Here is a 25,834-nt window from a genome sequence, read left to right on the forward strand (position 1 = left end):
ACGTTATGCAAGATAAAGCCGCATTTACGCCTCCCAACATGTGGCTGGCGGTGCTCGCGCTATCGCTGGCGACCTTTATGCAAGTGCTGGACTCCACCATTGCAAACGTGGCGCTGCCGACCATTGCAGGGAACCTTGGTGTAAGTGCCGATCAGGGCACATGGGTTATCACTTCGTTTGCGGTGTGTAACGCCATTGCCTTGCCGCTGACTGGCTGGTTCACACGGCGTTTCGGCCAACTTAAGCTATTTATTGGCTCAGTGGTGATGTTCACCCTCACCTCGTTCCTGTGCGGCTTTGCCCACAGCATGACCGAACTGATTTTCTTCCGCGCGCTGCAAGGTTTTTTCGCCGGACCCATGTTCCCGATGTGCCAGACATTACTTCTGGTTATCTTCCCTTCGAGCAAACGCAGCATGGCGCTGGCGCTGCTGTCGATGGTGACGGTCGTTGCGCCAATCGTGGGGCCGATTACCGGTGGCTGGATAACGGATAACTACTCGTGGCCGTGGATCTTCTATATCAACGTACCGATCGGGATATTTGCTTCGATAGTCGTCTGGACGCAACTGCGTAGCCGTGAAGAAACCACGACTCATTCGCCCATCGACTATATCGGTATCGCTCTGCTCGTCCTCGGTGTTGGGCTATTGCAGGTAGTTCTGGATAAGGGAAACGATCTCGACTGGTTCGCCTCGTCGCACATTATTATCATGTCAACGATCTCAGCTATCTCGTTGGTGTCGTTTGTTATTTGGGAATTGGGTGAGCGTCATCCGATTGTTAACCTGCGTCTGTTCAAGGACCGCAACTTTGCCATCGGTACGATTTCTCTGACGCTGGGCTACGCCGCGTTCTTCGCCATCAACATCATTTTGCCCCAGTGGCTGCAAACGCAGATGGGCTATACGGCTATCTGGGCGGGTCTTGCTGCCGCGCCAATGGGGGTGTTGCCGTTAATGATGACACCGATTATCGGGCGCTACGCCAGCAAGTTCGACTTGCGTATTCTGGCCTCACTATCGTTCCTGACCATGGGGGCTTCGTGTCTTATCCGTGCGCAGTTCAATACCGATGTCGATTTCCGCACCATCGCAGAAGTGCAGCTGTTTATGGGGATTGGCGTAGCCTTCTTCTTTATGCCTATTACCACGATTGTGCTGTCGAACCTGAATGGCGCACAAGTGGCAGAAGGTTCCGGTCTGGCTACCTTCTTCCGCGTGCTGGGTGGTTCTTTTGCGTCATCACTCACGACGTGGATTTGGTCACGTCGTGAAGTGTTCCACCACGCCAATCTGACCGAGAGCGTGTCGATTTATAACCCTTCAGCGGTTGATTATCTGGATAAAATGGGTGGCGCGACGCAGCAGCATCTGGCGTTTGTAGATAAGACCATTGAGCAGCAAGCCTACATGATGTCGACCATCGACTACTTCTGGATTTTAGGTTGGGGGTTTATGGCGCTGATTGTAGTTATCTGGTTCGCACGGCCACCGTTTGTACGTTCGGGCGCACCAAGCGCGCCATCTGCAGGGCATTAAATCAATCTGGCGGGAATACCCGCCAGATTTCTCTTTTTAGACCGACTCACCTGCCGCTTCTACCGGAATATCCTGCAACGTGCGCTCAAAGCTGCGCAGACGTTTATAGATAGACATCAGCTCAACTAGCGTGGTCCACGAGCTAATCAAATACTGGAATGAACCACGAACCTGACCAAACACGTTGGTGATTTGCGTCATCAGGCCAAGCGTAATAGTCCCCGCCACAATCGATGGGAAGAGCAGAAACAAGCCGAACACATTATCAACCTGCAAGTAGAGAATACGGGCAATGTTGAAGTACATGTAGTGGAAATAGAGTCGGAAATAGTTTCTGCGCACGCCATCAAACAGCTCTTTTACTGTTGGTGGAGAAGCACGACTTGGGTCATCCTCGCCATAGACCAGCTCTTTACGATACGCCGCTTCAACACGCTGATTTTTGAACTCAAGCCCTGGCAGTTTAATCCCTACCACAGCCAGCAACCCTGTTCCCAGAAGTGACCAGATAATGGCAGCAATCACCAGACCGTAAGGAATATGCCCAACGATCGGTAAATCTGGAACGTGAGCTGACAGAGTGACTAACACTGGCAGGAAGGCAATTAAGGTCATAATCGCGTTAATAAAGCTGACACCCATATCTTCGAGAGTGGAGGCAAAGCGCATGGTATCTTCCTGCACACGCTGTGCGGCACCTTCGATATGGCGCAGCATCTGCCAGTTATCCATGTAGTATTCGTTCATTGCGGTACGCCAGCGGAAGACATAGTGGCTGACGAAAAAGTTATTCATCACGCCAACAATCACCGCAATCAGTGCAATACCGAGAAATACGCCAACTTCATGATAGAACTGCTCAATAGTCACTTTATGGGGAGAACTGAGCGCAGTCTGGATTAAATCGTAGAATGGGGCATACCACGCATTCACCGCCACCCCTACTTCCACCAGGAACCAGGTCACGAAAATAATCAGCGAGGAGCCAAGAATAGACCAATACTGCCAACGATGCGGGCTGTAGATAAACCAGAATAGTGCAAACATACCCACGCAAAGAGCGTAATAGGCGTAAAACACCAGATAGCCCATCGACCAGAAACGAGCAGCACTGATTGGCACTTCGCCACTTGCGCCAGTGATATGCTCAAGCCAGTTGCCTCCACCAGCCTGCCAGAAAATAACGGCGATCATTGCCCAGATAAAAGCCGATAGGAAAAAAGCTGTCGGGCGTGGGAAAAACGATTTAAACATTACAACACTCCTGAAAACACACTCTTATTGTTATAACTTTCCCGGAAAAATAAGGCTTACTGAATGTTGTATCAAGAGATGTAAGGGTTAGTGCAGCTCTACCACTGTTCGAGGATTTCTGCGGTAGATTTTACCCGCAGGGTATTTCCAGGAATCGTAAAGTTACGCCAGACATCGTTGTAATGCTCGATCAACACTTCAGCAAGAGCCGCCGGACGATTTGCTGTGGTATGGGCATCAAGGGCAACAGTCATGGCATATCCGCGACTGGCACCGTTTTTAATAGTAGCGTCCACGCAATAATCAGTGGCACAACCACACACCACAAATTCGTTTATTTTGTGGCGTTGAAGCAGTTCATCAAGTTCCGTGCGATAAAAAGCGTCACAGGCTGTTTTGGTTACATACAGCGCATCAGCTGGCTGTATTAGCTCAGGTAACAAATCAAACGCCGCGCTCCCCTGCTCAAGACCAGGTTCTGTATGCTGGATGAAAATAACTTTTTCTGCGGCATCGCTCAGTTGGTTAATACGAGTCGTGCAGGTTTCGCGGTTAAAACGTGGGGCATCAAATACCCCATTTTGCATATCGATAACCATCAGTACACGTTGGGCAGGCATCATTAAGCTCTCAATGAACAAGGAAGTCATGAGCGTAGCATAAGCCTGGTTTTACTTTAAACCGTGTAAAGTTTGGGCTGACCGTCAGGCCGGGTTTTAAAGCGACGATGCAACCAAAGGTACTGTTCTGGCGCACGCATAATTTCATGCTCAATCTTACGGTTCATATACGCCGCTGCGGCTTGTTCATCATCGAGCGGGTAGTCATCCATCTCTGGCCCAATAACCAACTGATAACCTGAACCATCAGATTTACGGTACAGAACAATTGTAAGAAGCACGGGCTTCGCCAGACGGGCAATAGTGTAAGTCCCGTTGGTGGTTGCTGCCTGCGGTACAGCGAAGAAGGGTGCAAATGAACTGCCTTTTGGGCCGTAATCCTGGTCAGGTGCAAACCACACCGCTTCGCCGGACTTAAGCGCCTTCACCATGCCTTTCAAGTTGCGTCTGTCGATCATGGCTTTATTGGAACGGGAGCGACCGCGAGTTTGCACAAACTCCATCGCTTTATTGTTATGTGGGCGATACATCGCCATCATTGGTCGGCAAAGGCCCATGACGCGGCCACCTAATTCCAGCGACATGAAATGCACGCCAATGGCCAGAACGCCTTTCCCTTTATCACAAGCTGCGGTGATGTGTTCAAGGCCGCTAACATCAAACCATTTCCGAACCCGTGCATCAGACCAAAACCAGGCCATTCCTGTTTCAATCAACCCCATCCCCAACGAGGAGAAATTCTGCTTAACGAGTTCTTCAATTTGCACGTCGCTATAATGCGGGAAGCAAAGTTTGAGATTCTGGCGAGCAATAGAAACCCGGCGTTTAAGAAAACGCATTGAAGCCCGACCAATTATGTCACCCATTTTCAGTAATACGGGATATGGCAGTTGCACCCAAAGCCACAAAATAGCCAGACCAAACCAGGTCAGCCAATAGCGGGGGTGAAGGAGATCTTTTCGGAAAAACGGTTTGCTAGACATTTTCTGCTTCTTTATGCGTAATTGGTGTGTATCGCATAAGGAGTTAAATCATTAGCGGTACAGCGAGGTGCCATCACTAAGACGCCATCTGGTAGTAATAGTTGCAGCACAATAATCAATATTCCGCTGATGATACTCATTTTCTGATCAAGCTATGTATAGGAGTTGTCAGTTTTTTTGCGTATTTCCTACAATTGCATCAACACCAGGCGTTACACGCACATTTCAGCTCAAAAAACAGGCAATAAAAGTCTGGTTTTGGTCTTTCTATGGTAAAACGCAACCAATCACTCAGCCATTTCTGATGAATAAATTTTAATCTTTTCACCTGTCGCAAACCGATATTTGTGCCAATACTTATTGGGATTTCCCTACATACTTCAGGAAGCTGGCCCTATGAAAAAACTAACATTAGCCTTACTTTCAAGCACTCTTTTGTTTGCATCCGCGGGAGCATTTGCCGAAAACCCAGCTACCAGTACCTCACGTATGCAGGCTGAGAAAGAACAACTCAATAATCCAGGTCATATTATTGATGACTGCCGTGCGGCTGGAAACGAAAACAAAAAAGGCTGCGAATCAGGGCACGAAATGCGTTCTGAGCACAAAGGTGACGATAAAATGCTTAAAAAAGGCGGCACAACTGACGACGTAATGCAGAAAGACGTACAAAAAACTAACTAATATCATGTGCACCACGGCGACAAGCAGTGGTGCATTACTGAGCGAAAAACTCGTTGAAATAGCGCGTTACGCTTTTTCTTATCACATTCCTCATTTTCCGCGTTTGCGCAGCGCCATAGAGTAGTATAAATACGATCAATATCGCTTCTCTTCGTTTACGGGTTACCTGCGTTGAAAATTCTTCTCCCGCGCCTTGCGGCGCTCGTTATTGCTGCGCTGCCAATTTTGAGCTTTGCACAAACATCTCCCGATCCTGTTTTTGCTTCCGAGATTGCAGACCGTTATGCCAACCATATCTATTACGGCAGCGGAGCTACCGGTATGGCGATGGTAGTGATTGATGGTAATCAGCGCGTTTTCAGAAGCTTTGGTGAAACACGACCCGGAAATAACGTCCGCCCACAGCTTGACTCTGTTATCCGCATTGCGTCGTTGACCAAGCTGATGACCAGTGAGATGTTGGTAAAAATGTTGGATCAGGGAAAAGTTCAGCTTAATGATCCATTAAGCAAATATGCCCCGCCAGGAGCCAGAGTCCCGACATACAATGGTAACCCCATCACTCTTGTTAATCTGGCTACGCATACAAGTGCCTTACCCCGTGAACAACCCGGCGGTGCGGCTCATCGAACTGTGTTTACCTGGCCGACACGCGATCAGCGCTGGAACTGGCTTGCCACTGCAAGTTTAAAGAGCTCTCCAGGCACCATCGCTGCTTATTCAAACCTTGCTTTTGACTTGCTGGCTGATGCGTTGTCTCGAGCAGCAGGAAAACCTTATCCCGCTCTGTTCGAAGAACAAATCACACGTCCACTGGGGATGAAAGACACCACGTTCACTCCTTCACCTGACCAGTGCAAACGCCTGATGGTCGCTGAAAAAGGGGCGAGTCCATGCGATAACACTCTCGCGGCAATTGGAAGTGGCGGTGTTTACTCAACGCCTGATGACATGATGCGCTGGATGCAGCAATTCCTGAGCTCTGATTTCCATCGCCGTAATACCCAAGCAGACAGAATGCAGACGCTGATATATCAACGTACCCAGCTGACTAAAGTGATCGGTATGGATGTCCCAGGAAAAGCAGATGCTTTAGGGCTTGGCTGGGTATATATGGCACCTAAAAATGGCAGACCAGGCATTGTGCAGAAAACCGGTGGTGGTGGCGGCTTTATCACTTACATGGCAATGGTCCCGGAAAGTAATGTCGGCGTGTTTGTCGTTGTTACTCGCTCGCCATTAACTCGCTTCGTGAATATGAGTAACGGTGTGAATGATTTAGTTTCAGAACTCAGTGGGTTTGCCCCACTGACTAGCCCTGCCTCTTAGGTAGTAAAGCAGGTCGGTTCACCGACCTGCTTTTTTTAATAGCTAGTCGGTAAGCGATTGACTTTTTTAAGCTTGCCTTTATCCATCTCAATATAATTACCTTTGCGTAGAGCAGATAAAATTTCCGCAATAACTGAGCGTGATATTTTAGTTCTTTTTTGTACAAACGTTATGACACCGGTACGCTCACGTAATTCAGGGCTCCATGAGTCCATAATGAGCAAGGTTGCTCGAATTTGAGAGTACTTTGTTGCGCCAATGAAACGAGCATCGCGGTTCTCAAGACTATGCAGAAGGAAGGTTGTCCAGTGACAAACTGGCTGCCAAAGTTTATTTTTTTCGATAATTTCAAAAGCATGTCTTATAGGAATAGTAAATCCATGACAATCGGTTTGAGTAATTACCCGGTATTTAAACTTAGAGGGCTTTAATATATTCGCCAGACCAATACATGTTGGCGCTGAAATAAGATCCATCAATAGATCATCCATTTCTCGATGTAGTACAATCGCCCCCTCACTAAAGAATAAAATAAGTTGTTCGTTATTTTCATTGAACATGCTTAATTCACTGTCTGCCGGCAAATTGAAGCTCTTACCCGCGTCCACCAACCTGCTGCGAATAGCTTCGAGCTCGGTTAATGGTTTCATATACATATCGATATTCCTTTATCTTAAGAGCCACAAGAAAATGCCTGTCTCTATTCGAGACAGGCATTTATTACTGCTAATTTATTCAGATTAGATATGGTTCATATTATCGTTTGAACCACATTATTCATTATATTATTACCAGATGTATTTAACACCAACATTTGCTGACCAATCCTGATCAACATCGCCACCACCGAGATAGTTAGTGTCAGCATAAGCTGCGAAGTTTTTGGTGAAGCTGAATTGACTACCCAGACCTAAACGTACAGCAGAACCTTCAACGCCATTGTCGATGTCATCACCGTTGACCTTAGCACTGTTGCCGTTTGAATCATCATAGACGTATGCCACTTTGAAGTAAGGAGTCAGAGCTTGATCACCATAGTTGAAGGTGTATCCCGCATCCATACCCAGCTCATAACGCATGCTGTCATATGACTGACTACCCACTTTCATATCATTGCTAAGCTGGTAGTTGTCGCCATCCTGGAACAGACCAGAAATAGAAGCATAAGGAGTCAGGTAACCTTCCTTGCTGAGTTGCATGTCGTAACCCAGTTTCATGCCAAAGCCCCAAGCATCGGAAGAAGCATCACCGCTCACCGCAGCGCCATTGCTCATGGTTGCAGTCAGATCATTGCTGTAATGGCTATAGCTCAACGTAGAATCCAGGAAAATATTGTTCTGGAAACGAGCTGAAGAGTAGATACGAGCAGATTGGCTGTCTTGATCGACATTACCGCTGTTATCGCTAATGCTACCTTTCGCAAAGCCTGCTGCTGCACCGACAGTCCATTTAGCAGAGTTGCCGTCGATCTGCTTATCCAGACCAACCATGATGCCATTAACATCTTGATCGTAGTTCAGCGTACCGTTATCGCCAGAGAAGCCACCGCCGATATAAGTAACCCATGCACCACCTGTATCACCATTTGGTGTATGGCGACCATTCGCCAGACGAGTCGCCAGAGCGTCTTGTTCCAGATTCCAGGTATTAGTGTTAGCTGAAGGGATGCTTAACGCCATATTAGCGTAATCAGTCAAACGATCCTGCTTCAGAACTACAGTATTACCTTTCTGCTCAGCTTGGTAGGTATAGGCACCCAAGTCAGCTTTATTAGCAGCAGAGAAGGTTGCACTGCTGTTATTGTCGTTAACATAGACCAGCTCATTACCTTTATAATCAGCAACAGAACCGGTACCAGTCGCGTTGTCGATACGCACTTTATAGTTACCAGTAGCAGCAGCTACGACGTCACCTACGTTATCAACTTCGTTTTGACCTGCTTCTATCTGATTTGTGTCATAAGCGTCGCCATTACCAATAATGGTCAGGTGACCATCAGAATTCATAGCGATAATACCGTAGCCGTAGTTAGACTTAGAGGTATCGTTGGTACGATCATTGCTCAAATCAGCATTAAGCACATAACGGTTACTGTGAATGTCGAACGCACCTGCATGGATGTTGCCTGCACTATCAGTTGTGCTAGTTACGTTCAGTACATCAGTACGGAACGAACTAATATTAGACTGATTAGTTTTCACATCAAAAAGACCATTGTTGGTCACAGTGATTGTGTTTGCATACAAAGCAGCATCAGCCGTAGTCCAGCCCGCAGACACATCACTAGCAAGAGATACTGTACTATTATTGATAGTCAGAGAATCTGTTGCAACATGACCATCTTCACCGATATTCAGAGAAGAACCGCCGGTCAAAGCAATAGAGTCAGAAACCAAGGAAGAATCTACTACATTTACCCGAGAACCGCTGTTGATGCTTAACGTATCAATCAGAGATGCTTTAGTCGTATCCCATTCTGAACCGCCATTCAACGTAACATTGAACAGACCGCTCTGATAAACTTCGTTACCAGCAACGTGACCTTCATTGTATGCAGTATCAGGATTATCGATACCAATAGTTGATGATGGCCACAAGCTGTTAGCTGTGATATCGATCAATCTTTCAGTTGCATCGGTACCTGATGCATAAGTGTCATAAACACCATCGCCATCAGTATCAACCTGATGTACGGACATTGCTGCGCCGACCCATTTGCTACCATTATTCAGGGTAACATCCATACGGTCGGTACCATCCCAGCCGTTAGTATCAACACTGGCATCTGTATCGCGATAAGAATCAGCACCATTTGGGAAGAAGTTCTCATCAAAGTTACTTGAGAAGAGAACATCACCCATCAGCGTGGAATTGCTGAGGTTAACTGTTGTCTGCATGGCATTGTCAACATACGGGCTAGCAATTGCAGAGATCGCAATATCATCACGAGTAGCAGTGTTGCTATAATCACTTGCATTACCGGTATTACCAAACCAGCCAGATGTACCTTCATCTGTCCATGAACCTGAAGTCACGGTAGAATCGGTTACACTAATTGTGTTATTGAACACTTCATCGCTATTTACGCCAGTGCTAACAGTGTTGTCATCAATATCTTCCCACTCATAACCCTGAGTCAGCGTAATACCCGCAATGTGTGAGTTATTTTTAATGGTAAGATCAACTTCCTGATCCAGAGTGATGGCTGTACCCATATTGTATACATCTACAACATGTGAATCTGCTGCATCATTATACGTACCGTTGTAGGTATAGTGTTCGTAGTTGTCATCAATCGTTGAATTATCAATGTTCAATGCCAGACGATCGTAGACATAACCAGTAGTGCGGCCGTCAACACAATCAGTGTTCATACAATCGGAAGTTATCATACCGTGAATGGTACTATTTGCGATTGTCAGACTATTGTTATTGGTGTTGGTAGAAATACCATCGTCCAGGTAATACGTGGAAATAACACCATTTACGGTAGATTTATTGATTACTGGGTAAATATCACCATTGTAAACACTGTCAGTACCATAGTTATTCCAGCCCGCATATCCCTTATAGTAAACACCGTCAGCGAAAGTAGAATCATTATAGTGAACGAAAGTATTATATGTCGTACCTGAGATATCATTACTTGCAGCATGTGCCTGAGAAGCAATTGCCAAAGTGCAGGCTAATGCAAGTTGTGATACAACGAGTTTCTTTTTCCAAGAGTGCATTTGTCATCCCTCCTCAGGGACTAGATCTTATGTTGGTCCATCAATAGTCAATGCAGTAAGTAGTAAACGGTAACCACTAATACATGTAACGTCATTAGTGGCGAAGATTATTATGTGCCGATAGCAAATCGTTCAATTAATTTCTTTAGTAAGTATGAAAAAGGACAAACATGACAAACATGCTGCAAGCATTTATGGCCAGTAATTATTTACATATTAACGACATGCAAAAATAAAAAACAAATCATATATAAAATGAATCAATAAATTTTATTAATATATTATTTAAATGAAGAGGGTTATCATTAGGTTAGCGTGATGTATAATATCGATCACATGTAAATAACTGATGGCTTTTATACGCGGAAGTACAGGATTGAAGAGTAGAGATTTTGATTCATTTGATATTCAAATGTGCCAGGTGCATTTAATTTCTGAAAGTGATGGGTAATACATATAAGCTTATAATTTCCAGATTTATATGTATTACCTTTATATCAATTATTCACGAATAGTATCGTCGCCGAACCCTATCCATTTATAAGTCGTTAGTGCTTCAAGACCCATTGGACCACGGGCGTGAAGTTTTTGCGTACTTACAGCCACTTCAGCACCTAAACCAAACTGGGCGCCGTCGGTGAAACGCGTTGAAGCATTCACGTAAACAGCTGAAGAATCGACTTCATTCACAAAGCGATTCGCGTGGCTTAATGTACGCGTCAGAATTGCATCTGAGTGCTGTGTGCCATGCTGCCGAATGTGATCGATAGCGTCATCGATATCAGCAACAACTTTCACATTCAGATGGAGTGACAACCATTCATCGTCGTAATCTTCTGCTTTCACTGGCAGCACTTCTGCCGGGCCGTTTTGCAAAAGCAGCAACGATTTTTCATCCGCATGTAATGTAACGCCAGATTCTGCCATTTGCTTACTTAAAGCCGGTAGGAAAGTTTCGGCAATTTCTTGATGTACCAGCAAAGTTTCCACCGTATTACAGGTACTTGGGCGTTGTGTTTTCGCGTTTACGATGATTTTCAACACAGGAGTAAACTCCGCACTTTCATCGACAAAAATATGGCAAACACCGATACCACCCGTTATCACAGGAATGGTGGATTGCTCACGGCAAAGTTTATGCAGACCAGCACCACCGCGCGGAATTAACATATCTACGTAGCGATCCATGCGCAGTAACTCGTTCACCAAGGCGCGATCGGGGCTTTCAATCGCCTGAACTGCCGCCCCAGGTAAACCGCACTCCATTAGAGCTTGCTGAATAACTTTTACTGTCGCGGCGTTTGTACGCCATGTTTCTTTACCACCGCGTAAAATCGCTGCATTACCTGTTTTTAGACACAATGAGGCTACATCAACCGTTACGTTAGGGCGGGCCTCATAAATTACCCCTACGACACCTAATGGAACACGGCGACGTTCGAGACGCAGGCCACTATCGAGCAAGCCCCCATCAATCACCTGACCAACAGGATCGGCCAGATTGCAAACCTGGCGAACATCATCTGCGATGCTTTTCAGACGTGAAGGTGTTAGTTGTAGGCGATCGAGCATTGCTTCGCTCAAACCATTGGCTTTTGCTTCAGCTAAATCCTGCTCATTGGCCGTTAAAATACCTTCAGCCTGTTCTTCCAGATAATCTGCAATTCGTTCCAGCGCACGATTTTTTTCGCGACTGGAGAGCAGGGCCATCTGATAAGAAGCCGCTTTAGCGGCTTTGCCCATTTGTTCCAGCATTGCCTGCTCCTTAATTAACAATCATATCATCACGATGAACCGCCACTGGGCCATATTCGTAGCCAAGGATTTCACCGATCTTTTGAGAGTGATGGCCCGCAATACGCCGTAAAGCATCGCTGTTATAGCGGCAAACCCCATGGGCAATATCACGCCCTTCGAGGCTACGAATGCGAATTACTTCTCCACGGGAGAAGTTGCCTGTTACATTTTTGATCCCCTTCGGCAGTAAAGAACTACCTCGTTCAAGAATCGCGGCCAGCGCGCCATCATCAACCGTAATTTCACCGGCTGGTGGTGCACCAAATATCCAGCGCTTACGATTTTCTAATGGGGACTGCTGCGCATGGAAACGTGTTCCGACAGGAGTCCCCGCCATCACATCACCAATAACGCCAGGTTTTCTTCCTGCAGCAATCACAACATCTATGCCAGCGCGGCAGGCAACATCCGCAGCTTGTAATTTAGTGCCCATACCGCCGGTCCCAAGCCCGGAAACACTATCTCCGGCGATGGCGCGCAGCGCATCATCAATGCCATGGACTTCTTTAATTAATTCAGCGGCTGGATTATTACGTGGGTCAGCAGTAAATAACCCTTGTTGATCTGTCAGCAGGAGCAGCTTATCGGCACCCGCAAGAATAGCGGCCAGCGCAGAAAGGTTATCGTTATCCCCGACTTTGATTTCTGCCGTCGCAACAGCATCGTTTTCATTGATTATAGGTACAATATTGTTGTCCAGCAGCGCTCGCAGGGTATCGCGTGCATTCAGGAAACGTTCGCGATCTTCCATATCGGCCCGCGTGAGCAGCATCTGCCCAACATGAATGCCATAGATAGAAAATAGCTGTTCCCAGAGTTGGATCAGCCTGCTTTGCCCTACGGCGGCCAGTAATTGTTTCGACGCAATAGTTGCGGGGAGCTCGGGGTAGCCCAAATGCTCACGTCCTGCGGCAATCGCCCCAGACGTCACAATAACGATACGGTGCCCGGAGGCATGAAGTTGTGCACATTGGCGCACCAGCTCAACAATATGAGCCCGATTCAGGCGGCGTGAGCCACCGGTTAATACGCTCGTGCCTAGTTTTACCACCAGCGTCTGGCTGTCACTCATGATTCTCTGCCGTGTTAGCGAAATTGGAAATTTAAAATGCCAAATGACGTTGTAACAGGAGTCGTGGTGAATGCCAACTGCCCCGGCACGGAAAACGGTTAACTTCGCGTAAACGATCGATAACCCTAACGGCAAATTTTGACAATTTTATGACAAATATAAATTATTACGTTTATTTAAACTTTCTCTTACCATGTCATAAAACTTTCATCTCAAGGCGATAAAACTCTCTGCGTTTTTTAACGGGATATTTCCCGATTAAATTTTAGCGCGCATACATCATTGGGATGAGAAAATGAAAAAAAGCACACTGGCATTAATGGTATTGGGTTTTCTGGCGTCATCAACTTCTTCGCAGGCAGCGGAAATTTATAATAAAGATGGCAATAAACTCGACCTTTACGGAAAAGTAAAAGCAGAACACTATTTAAGTGATAATAACGCTGTAGATGGCGATCAATCTTATGTCCGTTTGGGGTTTAAAGGCCAGACTCAAATTAACGACCAACTAACTGGTTTCGGGCAGTGGGAATATCAAGTTGCCGCTAACAAAGCCGAAGGTGATGTTAATACAACCAAAACTCGCCTGGCATTTGCTGGGTTAAAAGCGGGTGATATTGGTTCATTTGATTATGGTCGTAACTACGGCGTATTGTACAACATCGCTTCCTACACCGATATGATGCCAGAGTTTGGTGATGATTCTTACACCAAAACCGATAACTTTATGACTGGCCGTGCTAATGGTGTTGCGACCTACCGCAATAACACCTTCTTTGGTCTGGTTGATGGACTGAAACTTTCCCTGCAATATCAAGGGAAAAACGAGAACGATGGCCGTGCAACCAGTAAACAAAACGGTGACGGTTTTGGTACTTCACTATCTTATGACATTGGTGATACTGGCCTGACAGTTGGTGCTGGTTACGCCAACTCCAACCGTACTTTGGCACAGAAAAACCAGGCTTACGGCAAGGGTGACAATGCCGAAGCCTGGACTACCGGCGTTAAATATGACGCGAATAAAGTGTATCTGGCTGCAATGTATGCCGAGACACGTAATATGACGCCAATTTCTGGTACAGCATCAATTAATGGAATAAATAGTAACATTAGTGGCTTTGCAAATAAAAACCAGGCATTCGAGGTTATTGCACAGTATCAATTTGATTTTGGTCTTCGCCCATCACTGGGTTATGTCCAGTCAAAAGCTAAGGATATTGAAGGGATCGGTGATGCCGATCTGGTGAAATATATCGATGTCGCGGCTACTTATTACTTTAACAAAAACATGTCTACTTATGTTGATTACAAAATTAACCAACTCAGTGATGACAATGCATTAAATCTGAATAGTGATGATGTTGTTGCCATCGGTATTGTTTATCAATTCTAATTAGAAAAAGAAAACCCCCATCCTTGATGGGTGGGGGTTTTTTATTTCAGGCCGAAAGCTTTACTGGTTTTTCTGCAAAGTTTTCTGCGGGCACCAAATCCAGACCCAGAGTGCTTAATAACTCGCGCAGACGCTCATGGAAACCACGCAGTGTTTGCTCAAGTCTTTCATCTACTTCTTTGTCTTTTGCTGCTGTTGCAGTCCACTTACCATCTTTGTCGAACAGACCAAAATGGTATGTATAGGTAAATTGCTTTTCCTGCGCTTCCAGTTCCATCCACCAGCCCCAGAATTCACGTTTTTCTGGTGCAGGCTTCACATTAACGCACACAGCCAGGCAATCGAAGAAGAAACGGTTATCTTCACATTGCTCTTCCCGGATATATGGGCCAAGCGAGGCGAATTTTTTAATCAATCTACTTTTCGGGTGTCCACTCGGTAACGTCATTGCGATCTCCTGTTGTGAAGCAACTGTTTTACCAAATCAATGAAATTTAGCAAATCATTAACGTAATCTCTGCTTGATCCATCCGGTAATTTCTTTCAGCGCTTTGTCAAAGTTGCGATACACCGGGTTAAACGGGATCGCTACCAACTTACCATCCGCAGATGACGAAGTGATTAAACGAGAGTCTTCTTCAGGGCTGAATGGATCGTTTGCCCAATAACCAGATAACATTGGCGTTGGGCAATGGCGCCCTAGCAGTCCCTGAGTTTTTAATGAATAGCGATTCAACTCCACACGCAAGGCGCTATCTGATGCATCATTCATCCCAAGGCGACTCGCCAGTACATCAATATACATCTCCGGCACTTGTGCCTGACGGGATGCATCGCTCAGTAAGCTATGAACAACAGGTCCAAGGCATGCCACAGCTTTCAAACGTGGTGCTTCAATATATCCCAGCCGTACCGCTACGTTAGCTCCAAACCGGAAGCCAAACGCCGCTACACGAGTGTGATCGACCCACGGAATATTCGGCAACGCCTTCAGAACGTGCTGGTGTAAAAGACTGGAATCCTGAGTCAGTTTCCATTTTGAAGAGAAGCCAACCGATGGCATATCGATGGTCAACATCGCCATACCTTCAGGTGCAAAATATTCATCAAACAAGTTGTAATAATCGCTTTGCAAAGCGTCAAGGCCACCGCAAATTAACACAGTCGGAAATGGCCCCTGCCCTTCTTTTGGAAGGTGTAAGAATCCGGTTATTGTTCCGCCACCAGGAATTGGGAATTCAAGTTCGCGCAAGCCTCCGGAAAGACGCGGAGCCGCTTCTTCATACGCGCGATTTGCCAGAACTTGTGCCTGTTCTGCAAGTTGATCACCTTTCAGATGCGGGTAGGCTGCAATGCTATAAAGATTAGCGGCCTGTAACCAATACTTGCCACTAAGTACCTTGTCTGTTTCCTGGTTAGCTCGCTGTTGCCATTGCATCGCTTGCTTTGACCATTCATAGATCCAGTTCCCACCACGATAGCCAATGACCGTATCAAATAACTCATCATTGGTACGTTCGGCCTGGCAAATGGCAATTCGCGACTGTACTTCGAGGATTTCGAGAGGATCGACACCGCGCCAAACCCAGAGCAGGCGGTTGATCATACGGTACCACTGAGGGGCTGTTGCACCGTCCAGAGCAGACTGAATAACGGGGGCAGCTTGATGCTTAGCGCGCCGAACCAGAGTTGAAGTTTCGGGGTGCTTAAATCGTGGTTTAAACAGGGTTTCGCTAAGATTGGCCTGTGACATCGTTTCTGCCTCCATACAAACGTCAGGAATGAGGCTATTGTACTCTGTCAGCATCCAAATAACACAAACGCCCGGCTATGCCGGGCGTAAATCACTGCAAATACTTAAACTACCAATAACCTAAATCATTTGAGCTGTAGCTAACGCCACTGTGACTCGAAGGATGACGGCTATTAACGACCAGCTAAAGGTGGCACGAACACCACGCCCATATCCCACGGCTGTTCAATCCAGGTATCTTGCGGGATATCGATAACGTAATCATCAACCAAAGGCTGGCCAGCAGGCTTGGCGAAGATAGTGACGAAATGCGCTTTTGGATACATTTCGCGGATAGCAACAGCGGTACCGCCAGTGTCTACCAGGTCATCGATAACGATGAAGCCTTCACCATCACCTTCAGCACGTTTCAACACGGTCAGCTCACGCTGGTTGTCGTGGTCATAGCTGGAGATGCATACGGTATCAACATGACGAATCCCCAGTTCACGTGCCAGCAGTGCGCCAGGAACCAGGCCGCCACGGCTAACAGCAATAATGCCTTTCCACTGTTCAGCAGGAAGCAGACGGCTTGCCAACTTACGCGCGTGAATCTGCAACATGTCCCAGGTGACGATGTATTTTTCGCTCATGTGAAATTATCCCAGCCAGTTATTAACGGCTTAAAAATGTTCAAAGGGGTTTTGGTTGCGCGAGATTATAGAGATCTGACGCACTAAAAACCAGTACTGTAGGCCTGTCTCCCTCGTTTTTACGTGCTTTAGGTCGTCACAGCCTTAGTTATAGTGGTATTCTCAGGCCAGCGCACAATGCTTACTTGTGTTGTATTTCATTAAGATTAATCCTGCGCTCTGCGAACCAAAATTGTCAGCAGAGTCGATGTCAAGGAGACTTATCGTGTCTGAACTGTCTCAATTATCTCCGCAGCCGCTGTGGGATATTTTTGCCAAAATCTGTTCTATTCCGCATCCTTCTTATCATGAAGAACAACTCGCGGAACATATTCTGTCCTGGGCAAAAGAAAAAGGCCTACATGTTGAGCGCGACCAGGTTGGTAATATCCTGATCCGCAAACCTGCAACAGCTGGTATGGAAAACCGTAAAGCGGTCGTCCTGCAAGCTCACCTTGATATGGTGCCGCAGAAAAATAACGACACTGTCCATGATTTCACAAAAGACCCGATTCAGCCGTATATCGACGGCGAGTGGGTTAAAGCGCGCGGCACTACGCTGGGTGCGGATAACGGTATCGGTATGGCATCTGCATTGGCAGTGCTGGCTGATGATTCCGTGTCTCATGGCCCGTTAGAAGTCCTGCTGACAATGACCGAAGAAGCGGGTATGGATGGCGCTTTTGGCCTGCAAGCTGGCTGGTTACAAGCTGATATCCTGATCAACACCGATTCTGAAGAAGAAGGTGAGATCTATATGGGTTGTGCTGGCGGGATTGATTTTATCTCCACGCTGCCACTGCAACGTGAAGCGATTCCAGCAGGTTACGAAACCTACAAACTGACCATCAAAGGTCTGAAAGGTGGTCACTCTGGCGCTGAGATCCATTTAGGTCTGGGCAATGCAAACAAATTGCTGGCGCGTTTCCTGTTCGCTCACGCAGCAGAACTGGATGCTCGTCTGATTGATCTGAACGGCGGTACGCTGCGTAACGCAATCCCTCGTGAAGGTTCAGCTATCCTTGCTGTACCTGCCGATAAAGCTGCACAACTCAAGCAACTGGCAGCGCAGTTCTTGTCAATTCTGCAAAATGAGCTGGGTGCCGTTGAGAAAAACACCACCGTTCTGGTTGAAGCGACCAGCACAGACAAATCTGCGCTGACAGTAAAAAGCCGCGAAGCTTTCATTAACTTGCTCAACGCAATGCCGAACGGTGTTATCCGCAATTCCGACGCTGTAAAAGGCGTAGTGGAAACCTCACTGAACGTGGGTGTGGTTACAATGACTGACGAAAGCGCTGAGATCATCTGCCTGATTCGTTCGTTGATTGATAGCGGCAAAGATTATGTGGTTGGCATGCTTCACGCACTGGGTCAGCTTGCTGGCGCAGAAAGTGTTGCAAAAGGCAGCTACCCAGGTTGGCAGCCAGATGCAAAATCCCCGGTAATGGCTCTGGTTCGTGAAACTTACGAAAAGCTGTTCAACAAGACGCCAAACATCATGGTTATCCATGCTGGTCTGGAATGTGGTCTGTTCAAGAAGCCTTACCCTGAGATGGATATGGTTTCTATTGGGCCGACCATTACAGGTCCACACTCGCCTGATGAACAAGTTCATATTGCAAGCGTTGGCCAATACTGGATCCTGCTGACTGAGTTGCTAAAAGCAATTCCAGTTAAGTAAGCCAAATACGTGTAGATCAAAACCCTCTCATTGAGAGGGTTTTTTATAATCCCAGAACCAGTTGGCGCTCCAACTGCGGGTCCAGTAACGTGACATGAAGTCCCACCAGTCTTACGCCTCGCCCTCCCCTACGCTCTTCCCATGTTTTCTTCGCCGTTGCGATTAAATCGGCTTTATTTAATTGCGGCCAGACATGTTCCTGAGTGGTTTGCTGGAAATCATTAAACTTGAGTTTGACTCCCTGACGAGCAATCAATAAATCTGGTTTCACCTTTTTCAGACGTCGCTCAAGTTCAGCATAAAGCTGCTCAATAATATCCTCACACTCCAGCCAATCATGAATGTCTTCGGCCAATGTTTTCTCTACTCCAACAGATTTGCGCTGCCGTTCATTGTTTATCTCCCGCTCGTCAATGCCCTGGCTTCGCTCCCACAGTACCCGCCCAAATTTCCCAAAACGTTTGAGTAACGAGGCTAAATCAGTTTTCTGCACATCCGCACAGGTGCGTAACCCCAGACTTTCTAGCTTCCCGGCAGTGACCTTGCCAACACCTGGAATTTTACCGAGCGGCAAAGTTTGCAAAAATGCAGGAATTTGCTCAGGAGTTATCACATATTGCCCGTTCGGTTTGTTCAGATCTGAAGCGATTTTGGCAAGGAACTTTATCGGGGCTATCCCCGCGGAAGCCGTGAGATTCAGCTCGTCAGAAATCGTCTGACGAATTTCCTGCGCCATGAGCGTTGCAGAACCGTGGCAGTTCAGGCTATCGGTAACATCCAGATAAGCCTCATCAAGCGATAGCGGTTCAATAAGATTGGTGTAGCGGCTAAATATCTCACGAATATGATTTGATGCATCTTTGTACGCGTCAAAACGCCCGGGCAGAAGCGTCAGGTGTGGACATAATTTGAGAGCCATCGCAGTCGACATTGCGCTGTGCACACCAAATTTTCGTGCTGGGTAATTTGCGGTACTGATAACTCCACGTCGCTGCGCGCTGCCGCCAATAGCCAGCGGGATATCCCGCAAGTTGGGGTTATCGCGCATCTCCACGGCTGCAAAAAAGCAGTCCATATCGACATGAATGATTTTACGCATACTTTTTCACACCAGTAATTTCACTGGATAAGTATACAGTCAATTAATGAGAGGGGGAAAGTCTGTATCAAAGAAATCCTCCCGACAAAGCGGGAGGATTTAAGAGGCTTATATGATGCGGTTTTGCTGAATTTTTGCCAGTCGTTCGGCTTTCGCCATACGTTTTTTACGCGCATCGCAGGGTTCAGGACAGTTGCAAACCTTCTCCATACCGAGTGCTGCAATGCCGCCACAGCTACCCTGAAGCGCTTTGCGCTTCAGGATAACTCCCAGTGACATACCAAATATCACCAGCAAAAATATAACGAAGGTGGCTAAAAATACCGTCAGCATAATAGCTCCCGTCAGCCGCCAAAGTCGTCGAGCATGATGTTGTCATCCTCTACGCCCAGGTCTTTGAGCATTTTAATCACCGCGGCGTTCATCATCGGCGGCCCACACATATAGAATTCACAATCTTCTGGGGCCGGGTGGCTGCGAAGATAGTTTTCCAGCAATACGTTATGGATGAAACCGGTATAACCCGTCCAGTTATCTTCAGGCTGCGGATCAGAAAGCGCCACATTGAAGTTAAAGTTCGGGTTTTCTTGTGCCAGTTTTTCAAACTCTTCTTCGTAGAACATTTCACGCAACGAACGCGCACCGTACCAGAAGCTGATTTTGCGCGTGCTATGCAGGCGTTTAAGCTGATCAAATATGTGCGAACGCATTGGCGCCATACCGGCACCACCGCCGATAAACACCATTTCTGCATCCGTATCTTTGGCAAAGAATTCACCAAACGGCCCAGAAATTGTCACTTTATCGCCAGCTTTCAGCGACCAGATATAGGAGGACATAATCCCAGGAGGTGCATCTGGCACATTTGGCGGCGGCGTAGCGATACGCACGTTCAGCATGATAATGCCTTTCTCATCCGGGTAGTTCGCCATGGAATAGGCGCGAACACAGGGTTCTTTCACCACAGATTTGAAACGGAACAGGTTAAATTTATCCCAGTCACCACGGTATTCCTGCGGAACATCGAAGTCCTGGTAGTTAACTTCGTGAGGTGGGCTTTCAATCTGGATGTAACCACCCGCACGGAACGGCACCACGTCACCATCAGGAATACGTAACTTGAGTTCTTTGATGAACGTCGCTTTGTTATCGTTGGAGATAACTTCGCACTCCCATTTTTTTACGCCAAAGATTTCCTCAGGCAGCTCAATTTTCATGTCCTGCTTAACCGCAACCTGACAGGCAAGACGGCAGCCCTCTTTCGCTTCACGTTTGGTGATATGCGAAAGTTCGGTAGGCAGAATATCACCCCCACCTTCTTTAACGGTTACACGGCACTGCCCGCAAGAACCACCACCACCGCAAGCTGAGGAGATAAAAATCCCCTGGCTTGAGAGTGTGTTGAGCAGTTTGTCACCCGCCGGAGCATGGAACTGCTTGTCTGCTTCGTTGTTAATCTCGATCAGCACATCACCGGAGTTAATAAGCTTTGACTTGGCAAACAGAATCATCAGCGCCAGGGCCAAAACAATAAGCGTGAACATCACCACGCCAAGAATAATTTCCATACCTTTCCGCCCTTATAGCTGCACACCGGAGAATGACATGAAACCCAGTGCCATCAATCCAGTGGTGATAAAGGTGATTCCTAAGCCACGCAATCCTGCGGGCACATTGGCATATTTCATCTTCTCGCGAATACCAGCCATCGCGACGATAGCCAGCATCCAGCCCACACCGGAACCCACGCCATAAACGATGGATTCGCCGAAGCTGTAATCACGCTGCACCATAAACGATACGCCACCGAAAATGGCACAGTTAACGGTGATAAGCGGCAGGAAGATACCCAGCGCGTTATAGAGTGCCGGGAAGAAACGATCGAGGATCATTTCAAGGATTTGCACCAGCGCTGCAATCACACCAATGAAGGTAATGAAATTCAGGAAGCTGAGGTCAACACCTTCAACCAATGCACCGTCGCGAAGCACAAGGTTATAAACCAAGTTATTCGCCGGAACAGCAATCCCTAAAACAACGGTAACCGCCACACCCAAACCAAATGCCGTGGAAACCTTCTTGGAAACCGCCAGGAAGGTACACATGCCAAGGAAGAACGCGAGAGCCATGTTTTCAATAAACACGGCACGCACAAACAGACTAATCATATGTTCCATAGTCAGTTAGTCCTTTTCCTGCTGCGCAGGCTTCAGCGTACGCAGTGCCCAAATAAGCAGGCCGATAATGAAGAACGCACTCGGCGCCAGCAGGAACATCCCGTTTGGCTGGTACCAGCCACCGTTTTGAACCGTTTCAAGCACCGTGATACCAAACAGTTTGCCGCTACCTATCAGCTCACGTAGAAAACCAACCAGCAGCAGTATCACGCCATAACCCAGGCCGTTTCCGATACCATCCATGAAGCTTGCCAGCGGTGGCGACTTCATGGCGTAGGCTTCGGCACGCCCCATCACAATGCAGTTGGTGATGATCAGGCCGACGAATACAGATAACTGCTTGGAAATTTCGTAAGCATAAGCACGCAGAATCTGATCTACGACGATAACTAACGAAGCAATGATCGCCATCTGTACGATGATTCGCACACTGTTTGGGATCAGGTTACGGATCATCGAGATGAACATGCTGGAGAACGCTGTCACCACCGTTACCGCAATGGTCATTACGAATGCTGTTTCCAGCTTCGTTGTTACAGCCAGCGCCGAACAGACACCGAGTATTTGCAAGGCAATCGGGTTGTTATCCACAAGAGGACTAACCAGTACCCGTTTGACCTCTTTCATGTCTGAAATATCAGCCATTGTTGAGCGCTCCTTCACGTACTTGTTTCAGGAAGGGACCAAAACCGAGTTCACCCATCCAGAAATCAAAAGTGTGTTGTACACCGTTTGCTGTGAGCGTGGCACCGGATAAACCATCTACCCCGTACTCATCCCCCTGACGCGCACCGCCTTTCACAACACGAATTGCAGGCTTGCCATTATCATCAAGCAGTTTCTTACCAATCCACTGCGCACGCCAGTTCGGGTTTTCAACCTCACCGCCCAGGCCCGGGGTTTCACCCTGGTCGTAGTAAGTGATTCCTTTTACCGTACGTCCATCGGTTTGCAGAGAAACAAAGGCATACATCATCGACCACAAGCCTTTGCCATACACCGGCAAGACAACTTCCTGGATTTTGTTTTGCTCATCTCGAACCAGGTAAATCTCAACAATATTGCTGCGATTTTTTATCCCGGCACGATCGTCTTCAGGCGCAAGTGTCGTGCTCAGGTTAGGGTCACGCAGTGCTGCTGCCTGGTCGAATTTTGACGAGTCTTTATCCAGCAACTCGCCACTTTTCAAATCCAGCAAACGCGGTGTAATGCGTGATTCAAAGACTGCTTTAACATCTTCACCTGTCATTTTTGGTGTGGCTAAGCCAGCAACATCAAGTATGTTACGTTGCTTATCGAGGGCTTTTTGCTCTTGCTGACGAGCTTTCAGCCCAACAGCAGAACCCGCTACCACAACGGAGCAAACCAGGCAAAGCACCAGCACCACCAGCAGTGTTCTGCCAATGCTATCGTTACTTTTTACTTCAGCCACGCGACTTCCTCCGCTTGATATTGGCTTGCACCACCAGGTAATCGAACAACGGTGCAAAGAGGTTGGCGAACAGAATCGCCAGCATCATTCCTTCTGGATAGGCCGGGTTTACAACTCGAATTAATACACACATCACGCCGATGAGTGCCCCATACCACCATTTACCTTTGTTGGTAAACGAGGCCGAAACTGGGTCGGTCGCCATAAACATCATGCCAAAAGCAAAACCACCCAGTACCAGATGCCAATACCACGGCATGGCGAAAAGTGGGTTGGTTGCAGAACCAATGAAATTAAACAGCGTTGCTGTGGCAATCATACCGAGCATAACACCCGCCACGATGCGCCATGAGGCGACACGACCAAACAGGATAATCGCCCCACCGATAAGGATCATCAGCGTTGAGACTTCACCAATCGAACCTGGAATGTTGCCAAGGAAGGCATCCATCCATGTCACAGGTTGGCCCGAAACAACATTGACTAATGCTTCACCGCCGCCATGGGACCACTGTGAAAGCGGAGTTGCCCCAGAGAAACCGTCAGCCGCGGTCCACACCAGGTCACCCGAGATTTGCGCTGGATAAGCGAAGAACAGGAATGCACGGCCAGCCAGCGCGGGGTTGAGGAAGTTACGGCCTGTTCCACCGAAAATCTCTTTAGCGATAACCACACCGAAACTGATACCGAGCGCGGCTTGCCACAAAGGCATAGTGGGTGGCACCACCAGCGCAAACAGAATTGAAGTAACAAAGAAGCCTTCGTTAATTTCATGTTTGCGGATGATAGAGAACAGAACTTCCCAGAAACCACCTACCAAAAATACGGTGATGTAGATTGGCAGGAAGAAAACTGCCCCAAGCGTCATCATGCTGAGCCAACCAGCATCAGGCGTAAAGTTCACCCCCAGCCACTGCGCGATAACATAATGCCAGTCAGATGAAATCACCTGCTGGAGTTGTTCAGCACCGTACATTTTGTTCAGGGCTGGGATGGTTTGCAGCCCGACGTTGTACATGCCCCAGAACATCGCCGGGAACACCGCGAACCACACCAGGATCATCATGCGTTTCAGGTCGATAGCATCACGAACGTGGGAGGCGCCTGGCGTAACGATACCTGGCGTATAGAATAGTGTCGCCGTCGCTTCAAAGAGCGGGTAGTACTTCTCTAGCTTTCCGCCTTCCGTAAAATGCGGTTCTAGCTTTTCAAATAAATGCTTCAAGCCCATGACTTATCCTTCCTGCTCGATGCGGGTTAATACCTCGCGTAGCACCGGGCCATACTCATATTTCCCCGGGCAAACGTAGGTACAAAGCGCCAAATCTTCTTCATCCAGCTCCAGACACCCCAGCAATTGAGCGCTGTCAGTATCTCCTGCCAGTAAGTCGCGCAATAACATCGTGGCCAGAATATCCAGCGGCATGACACGTTCATAGTTGCCAATTGGCACCATTGCGCGTTCGCCACCATTGGTATCGGTTGAGAAGTTAAATAGTTTGCGCTTCAGGAAGTGGCCAACTGTGGTGCGTGTAATCGAATATTTATCGGCTCCCGGCATTACCCAGCCAAACAGTTCTTTTTCACGCCCTTCTTTCAGAACCGTGACCTGCAGGTGGAAACGACCAAGCCAGGCTCGAGGGCCTACTGCCATGGTTCCACTTAACACAGAACCGGATACGATGCGGTTTTCGCCTTCTTCCAGCTCACCGGCTGTGAGCACTTCCAGAGAGGCTCCCAGGCGAGTGCGAATCAGGCGTGGTTTTTTAACCTGTGGGCCGGCTAACGCAATAACGCGTTCGGTCCACAATTCACCTTCAATAAATAATTTGCCGATGGCAATCACATCCTGGTAGTTAAGATGCCATACCGTTTTTTGCAGGCTAACAGGTTCCAGGAAGTGAATGTGTGTGCCCACTAACCCGGCAGGGTGAGGACCGGAAAATTCATTAAACGTCACTTGTCCGGAAGCATGGCCGCCCAATTTACCGCCACCTGCCTGGCATACATGGACTTTTCCATCAGTCAGCCGTGACAACAGTGTTAAGCCCGCATCAAACATTTCGCGATGTGCGCGAATAATGGGTTGCGGATCGACTGCCAGCGGGTTGGTATCAATGGCGGTCACAAAAATGGCCGCGGGAATGCTCGCAGGTTGCGGTGCTTTACTGAATGGTCGCGTACGAAGTGCAGTCCATAGGCCAGAAGATAGCAGCTGTGCCTGAACAGTTTCACGCGGCAATTTGCCAAGGTTTTCTGGTGCAAACCGTTCAAAAACGACCTGTTCATCACCCTGAACCTCAATAACCAGAGATTGCAGTACGCGACGTTCACCACGATTAATCGCCTTTACCGTTCCACTCGCAGGAGCGGTAAAGAGCACGCCAGGGTTCTTTTTATCTTCGAAGAGAGGCTGGCCTTTCAATACCTTGTCACCTTCCTGCACAAGCATAGAAGGGCGCATGCCGACATACTCTTCACCGAGCAGGGCCACGAAAGGTATCGCAGGGCCGTCATGGATTTGCTGTTCCGGCAAACCGGCAATAGGCAAGTCCAGACCTTTTTTGATTTTTATCATAAGGTTATCACGTTTAAAATTGGCTTAAACATA

The 25,834-nt window shown here is 47.6% G+C and carries 23 protein-coding genes; 5 read left to right on the top strand and 18 right to left on the bottom strand.

What is annotated here, in order from left to right:
- The first annotated feature begins 5 nt into the window (after positions 1 to 5).
- Positions 6 to 1,541: a DHA2 family efflux MFS transporter permease subunit gene (locus EDF88_RS08750; protein WP_064516515.1), complete on the top strand. Its 1,536-nt coding sequence runs from the start codon at positions 6 to 8 to the stop codon at positions 1,539 to 1,541.
- Between the two features lie 36 nt (positions 1,542 to 1,577).
- Here the strand turns inward: EDF88_RS08750 and sbmA are convergent, their stop codons facing one another.
- The 3 genes from sbmA to lpxP form a co-directional block, all read right to left on the bottom strand.
- The gene (gene sbmA, locus EDF88_RS08755; RefSeq protein ID WP_134184097.1) at positions 1,578 to 2,795 is read right to left on the bottom strand and encodes a peptide antibiotic transporter SbmA; all 1,218 of its coding nucleotides are present in this window, start codon (positions 2,793 to 2,795) and stop codon (positions 1,578 to 1,580) included.
- A gap of 98 nt (positions 2,796 to 2,893) precedes the next feature.
- A complete protein-coding gene (locus EDF88_RS08760; RefSeq protein ID WP_134184212.1) occupies positions 2,894 to 3,415 on the bottom strand; it encodes an isochorismatase family protein in 522 nt (173 codons plus the stop codon).
- A gap of 56 nt (positions 3,416 to 3,471) precedes the next feature.
- Positions 3,472 to 4,398, bottom strand: coding sequence for a kdo(2)-lipid IV(A) palmitoleoyltransferase (gene lpxP / locus EDF88_RS08765; protein ID WP_064516511.1), 927 nt, complete (start codon positions 4,396 to 4,398; stop codon positions 3,472 to 3,474).
- Between the two features lie 396 nt (positions 4,399 to 4,794).
- Between lpxP and EDF88_RS08770 the strand changes: the two genes are divergently transcribed.
- Positions 4,795 to 5,082, top strand: coding sequence for a hypothetical protein (locus tag EDF88_RS08770; protein ID WP_134184099.1), 288 nt, complete (start codon positions 4,795 to 4,797; stop codon positions 5,080 to 5,082).
- Between the two features lie 177 nt (positions 5,083 to 5,259).
- Positions 5,260 to 6,411, top strand: coding sequence for a D-alanyl-D-alanine-carboxypeptidase/endopeptidase AmpH (gene ampH / locus EDF88_RS08775; RefSeq protein ID WP_064516754.1), 1,152 nt, complete (start codon positions 5,260 to 5,262; stop codon positions 6,409 to 6,411).
- A 35-nt stretch (positions 6,412 to 6,446) separates the two neighbouring features.
- Here the strand turns inward: ampH and EDF88_RS08780 are convergent, their stop codons facing one another.
- The 4 genes from EDF88_RS08780 to proB form a co-directional block, all read right to left on the bottom strand.
- Positions 6,447 to 7,061, bottom strand: a complete 615-nt coding sequence (locus EDF88_RS08780; protein WP_166671958.1) for a helix-turn-helix domain-containing protein — start codon at positions 7,059 to 7,061, stop codon at positions 6,447 to 6,449.
- Positions 7,062 to 7,199: 138 nt separating this feature from the next.
- Entirely contained in the window at positions 7,200 to 10,142 is a 2,943-nt protein-coding gene (gene ehaB, locus EDF88_RS08785) for an autotransporter adhesin EhaB (protein ID WP_134184103.1), read from the bottom strand.
- Between the two features lie 501 nt (positions 10,143 to 10,643).
- A complete protein-coding gene (gene proA, locus EDF88_RS08790) occupies positions 10,644 to 11,897 on the bottom strand; it encodes a glutamate-5-semialdehyde dehydrogenase (protein ID WP_134184105.1) in 1,254 nt (417 codons plus the stop codon).
- A gap of 10 nt (positions 11,898 to 11,907) precedes the next feature.
- Positions 11,908 to 13,011: a glutamate 5-kinase gene (gene proB, locus EDF88_RS08795; RefSeq protein ID WP_134184107.1), complete on the bottom strand. Its 1,104-nt coding sequence runs from the start codon at positions 13,009 to 13,011 to the stop codon at positions 11,908 to 11,910.
- A 295-nt stretch (positions 13,012 to 13,306) separates the two neighbouring features.
- On the opposite strand from proB, the gene EDF88_RS08800 reads away from it, so the two are divergent.
- Positions 13,307 to 14,407, top strand: a complete 1,101-nt coding sequence (locus EDF88_RS08800) for a porin (RefSeq protein WP_134184109.1) — start codon at positions 13,307 to 13,309, stop codon at positions 14,405 to 14,407.
- A gap of 46 nt (positions 14,408 to 14,453) precedes the next feature.
- Here EDF88_RS08800 and crl read toward each other — a convergent pair whose 3' ends face one another.
- The 3 genes from crl to gpt form a co-directional block, all read right to left on the bottom strand.
- Complete coding sequence (gene crl / locus EDF88_RS08805) at positions 14,454 to 14,855, bottom strand: sigma factor-binding protein Crl (protein WP_064516497.1); 402 nt, start codon at positions 14,853 to 14,855, stop codon at positions 14,454 to 14,456.
- 57 nt (positions 14,856 to 14,912) lie between these two features.
- A complete protein-coding gene (frsA, locus tag EDF88_RS08810; protein ID WP_134184111.1) occupies positions 14,913 to 16,160 on the bottom strand; it encodes an esterase FrsA in 1,248 nt (415 codons plus the stop codon).
- Between the two features lie 173 nt (positions 16,161 to 16,333).
- Positions 16,334 to 16,792, bottom strand: a complete 459-nt coding sequence (gpt, locus tag EDF88_RS08815) for a xanthine phosphoribosyltransferase (protein WP_034457839.1) — start codon at positions 16,790 to 16,792, stop codon at positions 16,334 to 16,336.
- A 265-nt stretch (positions 16,793 to 17,057) separates the two neighbouring features.
- On the opposite strand from gpt, the gene pepD reads away from it, so the two are divergent.
- Positions 17,058 to 18,515, top strand: coding sequence for a beta-Ala-His dipeptidase (pepD, locus tag EDF88_RS08820; protein WP_134184113.1), 1,458 nt, complete (start codon positions 17,058 to 17,060; stop codon positions 18,513 to 18,515).
- Positions 18,516 to 18,558: 43 nt separating this feature from the next.
- Here pepD and dinB read toward each other — a convergent pair whose 3' ends face one another.
- The 8 genes from dinB to EDF88_RS08860 all read right to left on the bottom strand — a co-directional run bounded on the left by dinB (position 18,559) and on the right by EDF88_RS08860 (position 25,801).
- Entirely contained in the window at positions 18,559 to 19,614 is a 1,056-nt protein-coding gene (gene dinB / locus EDF88_RS08825; RefSeq protein WP_134184115.1) for a DNA polymerase IV, read from the bottom strand.
- Positions 19,615 to 19,722: 108 nt separating this feature from the next.
- Complete coding sequence (gene nqrM, locus EDF88_RS08830; RefSeq protein WP_134184117.1) at positions 19,723 to 19,947, bottom strand: (Na+)-NQR maturation NqrM; 225 nt, start codon at positions 19,945 to 19,947, stop codon at positions 19,723 to 19,725.
- A gap of 11 nt (positions 19,948 to 19,958) precedes the next feature.
- On the bottom strand, positions 19,959 to 21,182 hold the full coding sequence (gene nqrF, locus EDF88_RS08835) for an NADH:ubiquinone reductase (Na(+)-transporting) subunit F (protein ID WP_134184120.1): 1,224 nt from the start codon (positions 21,180 to 21,182) through the stop codon (positions 19,959 to 19,961).
- Between the two features lie 12 nt (positions 21,183 to 21,194).
- A complete protein-coding gene (nqrE, locus tag EDF88_RS08840) occupies positions 21,195 to 21,791 on the bottom strand; it encodes an NADH:ubiquinone reductase (Na(+)-transporting) subunit E (protein ID WP_034461600.1) in 597 nt (198 codons plus the stop codon).
- A gap of 6 nt (positions 21,792 to 21,797) precedes the next feature.
- Positions 21,798 to 22,436, bottom strand: a complete 639-nt coding sequence (locus EDF88_RS08845) for an NADH:ubiquinone reductase (Na(+)-transporting) subunit D (RefSeq protein ID WP_081908371.1) — start codon at positions 22,434 to 22,436, stop codon at positions 21,798 to 21,800.
- Positions 22,429 to 23,223, bottom strand: a complete 795-nt coding sequence (locus tag EDF88_RS08850) for a Na(+)-translocating NADH-quinone reductase subunit C (RefSeq protein WP_134184122.1) — start codon at positions 23,221 to 23,223, stop codon at positions 22,429 to 22,431. Before EDF88_RS08850 ends, EDF88_RS08845 begins: the two co-directional genes overlap by 8 nt.
- Complete coding sequence (locus EDF88_RS08855) at positions 23,216 to 24,454, bottom strand: NADH:ubiquinone reductase (Na(+)-transporting) subunit B (protein ID WP_134184124.1); 1,239 nt, start codon at positions 24,452 to 24,454, stop codon at positions 23,216 to 23,218. Before EDF88_RS08855 ends, EDF88_RS08850 begins: the two co-directional genes overlap by 8 nt.
- A gap of 3 nt (positions 24,455 to 24,457) precedes the next feature.
- Positions 24,458 to 25,801 carry a Na(+)-translocating NADH-quinone reductase subunit A gene (locus EDF88_RS08860; RefSeq protein WP_134184126.1) on the bottom strand — a complete coding sequence of 448 codons (1,344 nt, stop codon included), beginning with the start codon at positions 25,799 to 25,801 and terminating at the stop codon, positions 24,458 to 24,460.
- Between the last annotated feature and the right edge of the window lie 33 nt (positions 25,802 to 25,834).

The sequence above is a fragment of the Buttiauxella sp. BIGb0552 genome (genome assembly GCF_004366275.1).
GTDB classification, from domain to species: domain Bacteria; phylum Pseudomonadota; class Gammaproteobacteria; order Enterobacterales; family Enterobacteriaceae; genus Buttiauxella; species Buttiauxella gaviniae.

Coding starts and splice junctions, on each gene's coding strand:
- nqrF (WP_134184120.1), bottom strand. CDS start 21,182: ATGGAAATTATTCTTGGCGTGGTGATGTTCACGCTTATTGTTTTGGCC.
- EDF88_RS08760 (WP_134184212.1), bottom strand. CDS start 3,415: ATGCCTGCCCAACGTGTACTGATGGTTATCGATATGCAAAATGGGGTA.
- EDF88_RS08750 (WP_064516515.1), top strand. CDS start 6: ATGCAAGATAAAGCCGCATTTACGCCTCCCAACATGTGGCTGGCGGTG.
- EDF88_RS08860 (WP_134184126.1), bottom strand. CDS start 25,801: ATGATAAAAATCAAAAAAGGTCTGGACTTGCCTATTGCCGGTTTGCCG.
- sbmA (WP_134184097.1), bottom strand. CDS start 2,795: ATGTTTAAATCGTTTTTCCCACGCCCGACAGCTTTTTTCCTATCGGCT.
- dinB (WP_134184115.1), bottom strand. CDS start 19,614: ATGCGTAAAATCATTCATGTCGATATGGACTGCTTTTTTGCAGCCGTG.
- proB (WP_134184107.1), bottom strand. CDS start 13,011: ATGAGTGACAGCCAGACGCTGGTGGTAAAACTAGGCACGAGCGTATTA.
- EDF88_RS08770 (WP_134184099.1), top strand. CDS start 4,795: ATGAAAAAACTAACATTAGCCTTACTTTCAAGCACTCTTTTGTTTGCA.
- gpt (WP_034457839.1), bottom strand. CDS start 16,792: ATGAGCGAAAAATACATCGTCACCTGGGACATGTTGCAGATTCACGCG.
- EDF88_RS08800 (WP_134184109.1), top strand. CDS start 13,307: ATGAAAAAAAGCACACTGGCATTAATGGTATTGGGTTTTCTGGCGTCA.
- EDF88_RS08780 (WP_166671958.1), bottom strand. CDS start 7,061: ATGAAACCATTAACCGAGCTCGAAGCTATTCGCAGCAGGTTGGTGGAC.
- EDF88_RS08845 (WP_081908371.1), bottom strand. CDS start 22,436: ATGGCTGATATTTCAGACATGAAAGAGGTCAAACGGGTACTGGTTAGT.
- nqrM (WP_134184117.1), bottom strand. CDS start 19,947: ATGCTGACGGTATTTTTAGCCACCTTCGTTATATTTTTGCTGGTGATA.
- frsA (WP_134184111.1), bottom strand. CDS start 16,160: ATGTCACAGGCCAATCTTAGCGAAACCCTGTTTAAACCACGATTTAAG.
- lpxP (WP_064516511.1), bottom strand. CDS start 4,398: ATGTCTAGCAAACCGTTTTTCCGAAAAGATCTCCTTCACCCCCGCTAT.
- nqrE (WP_034461600.1), bottom strand. CDS start 21,791: ATGGAACATATGATTAGTCTGTTTGTGCGTGCCGTGTTTATTGAAAAC.
- ehaB (WP_134184103.1), bottom strand. CDS start 10,142: ATGCACTCTTGGAAAAAGAAACTCGTTGTATCACAACTTGCATTAGCC.
- EDF88_RS08855 (WP_134184124.1), bottom strand. CDS start 24,454: ATGGGCTTGAAGCATTTATTTGAAAAGCTAGAACCGCATTTTACGGAA.
- proA (WP_134184105.1), bottom strand. CDS start 11,897: ATGCTGGAACAAATGGGCAAAGCCGCTAAAGCGGCTTCTTATCAGATG.
- crl (WP_064516497.1), bottom strand. CDS start 14,855: ATGACGTTACCGAGTGGACACCCGAAAAGTAGATTGATTAAAAAATTC.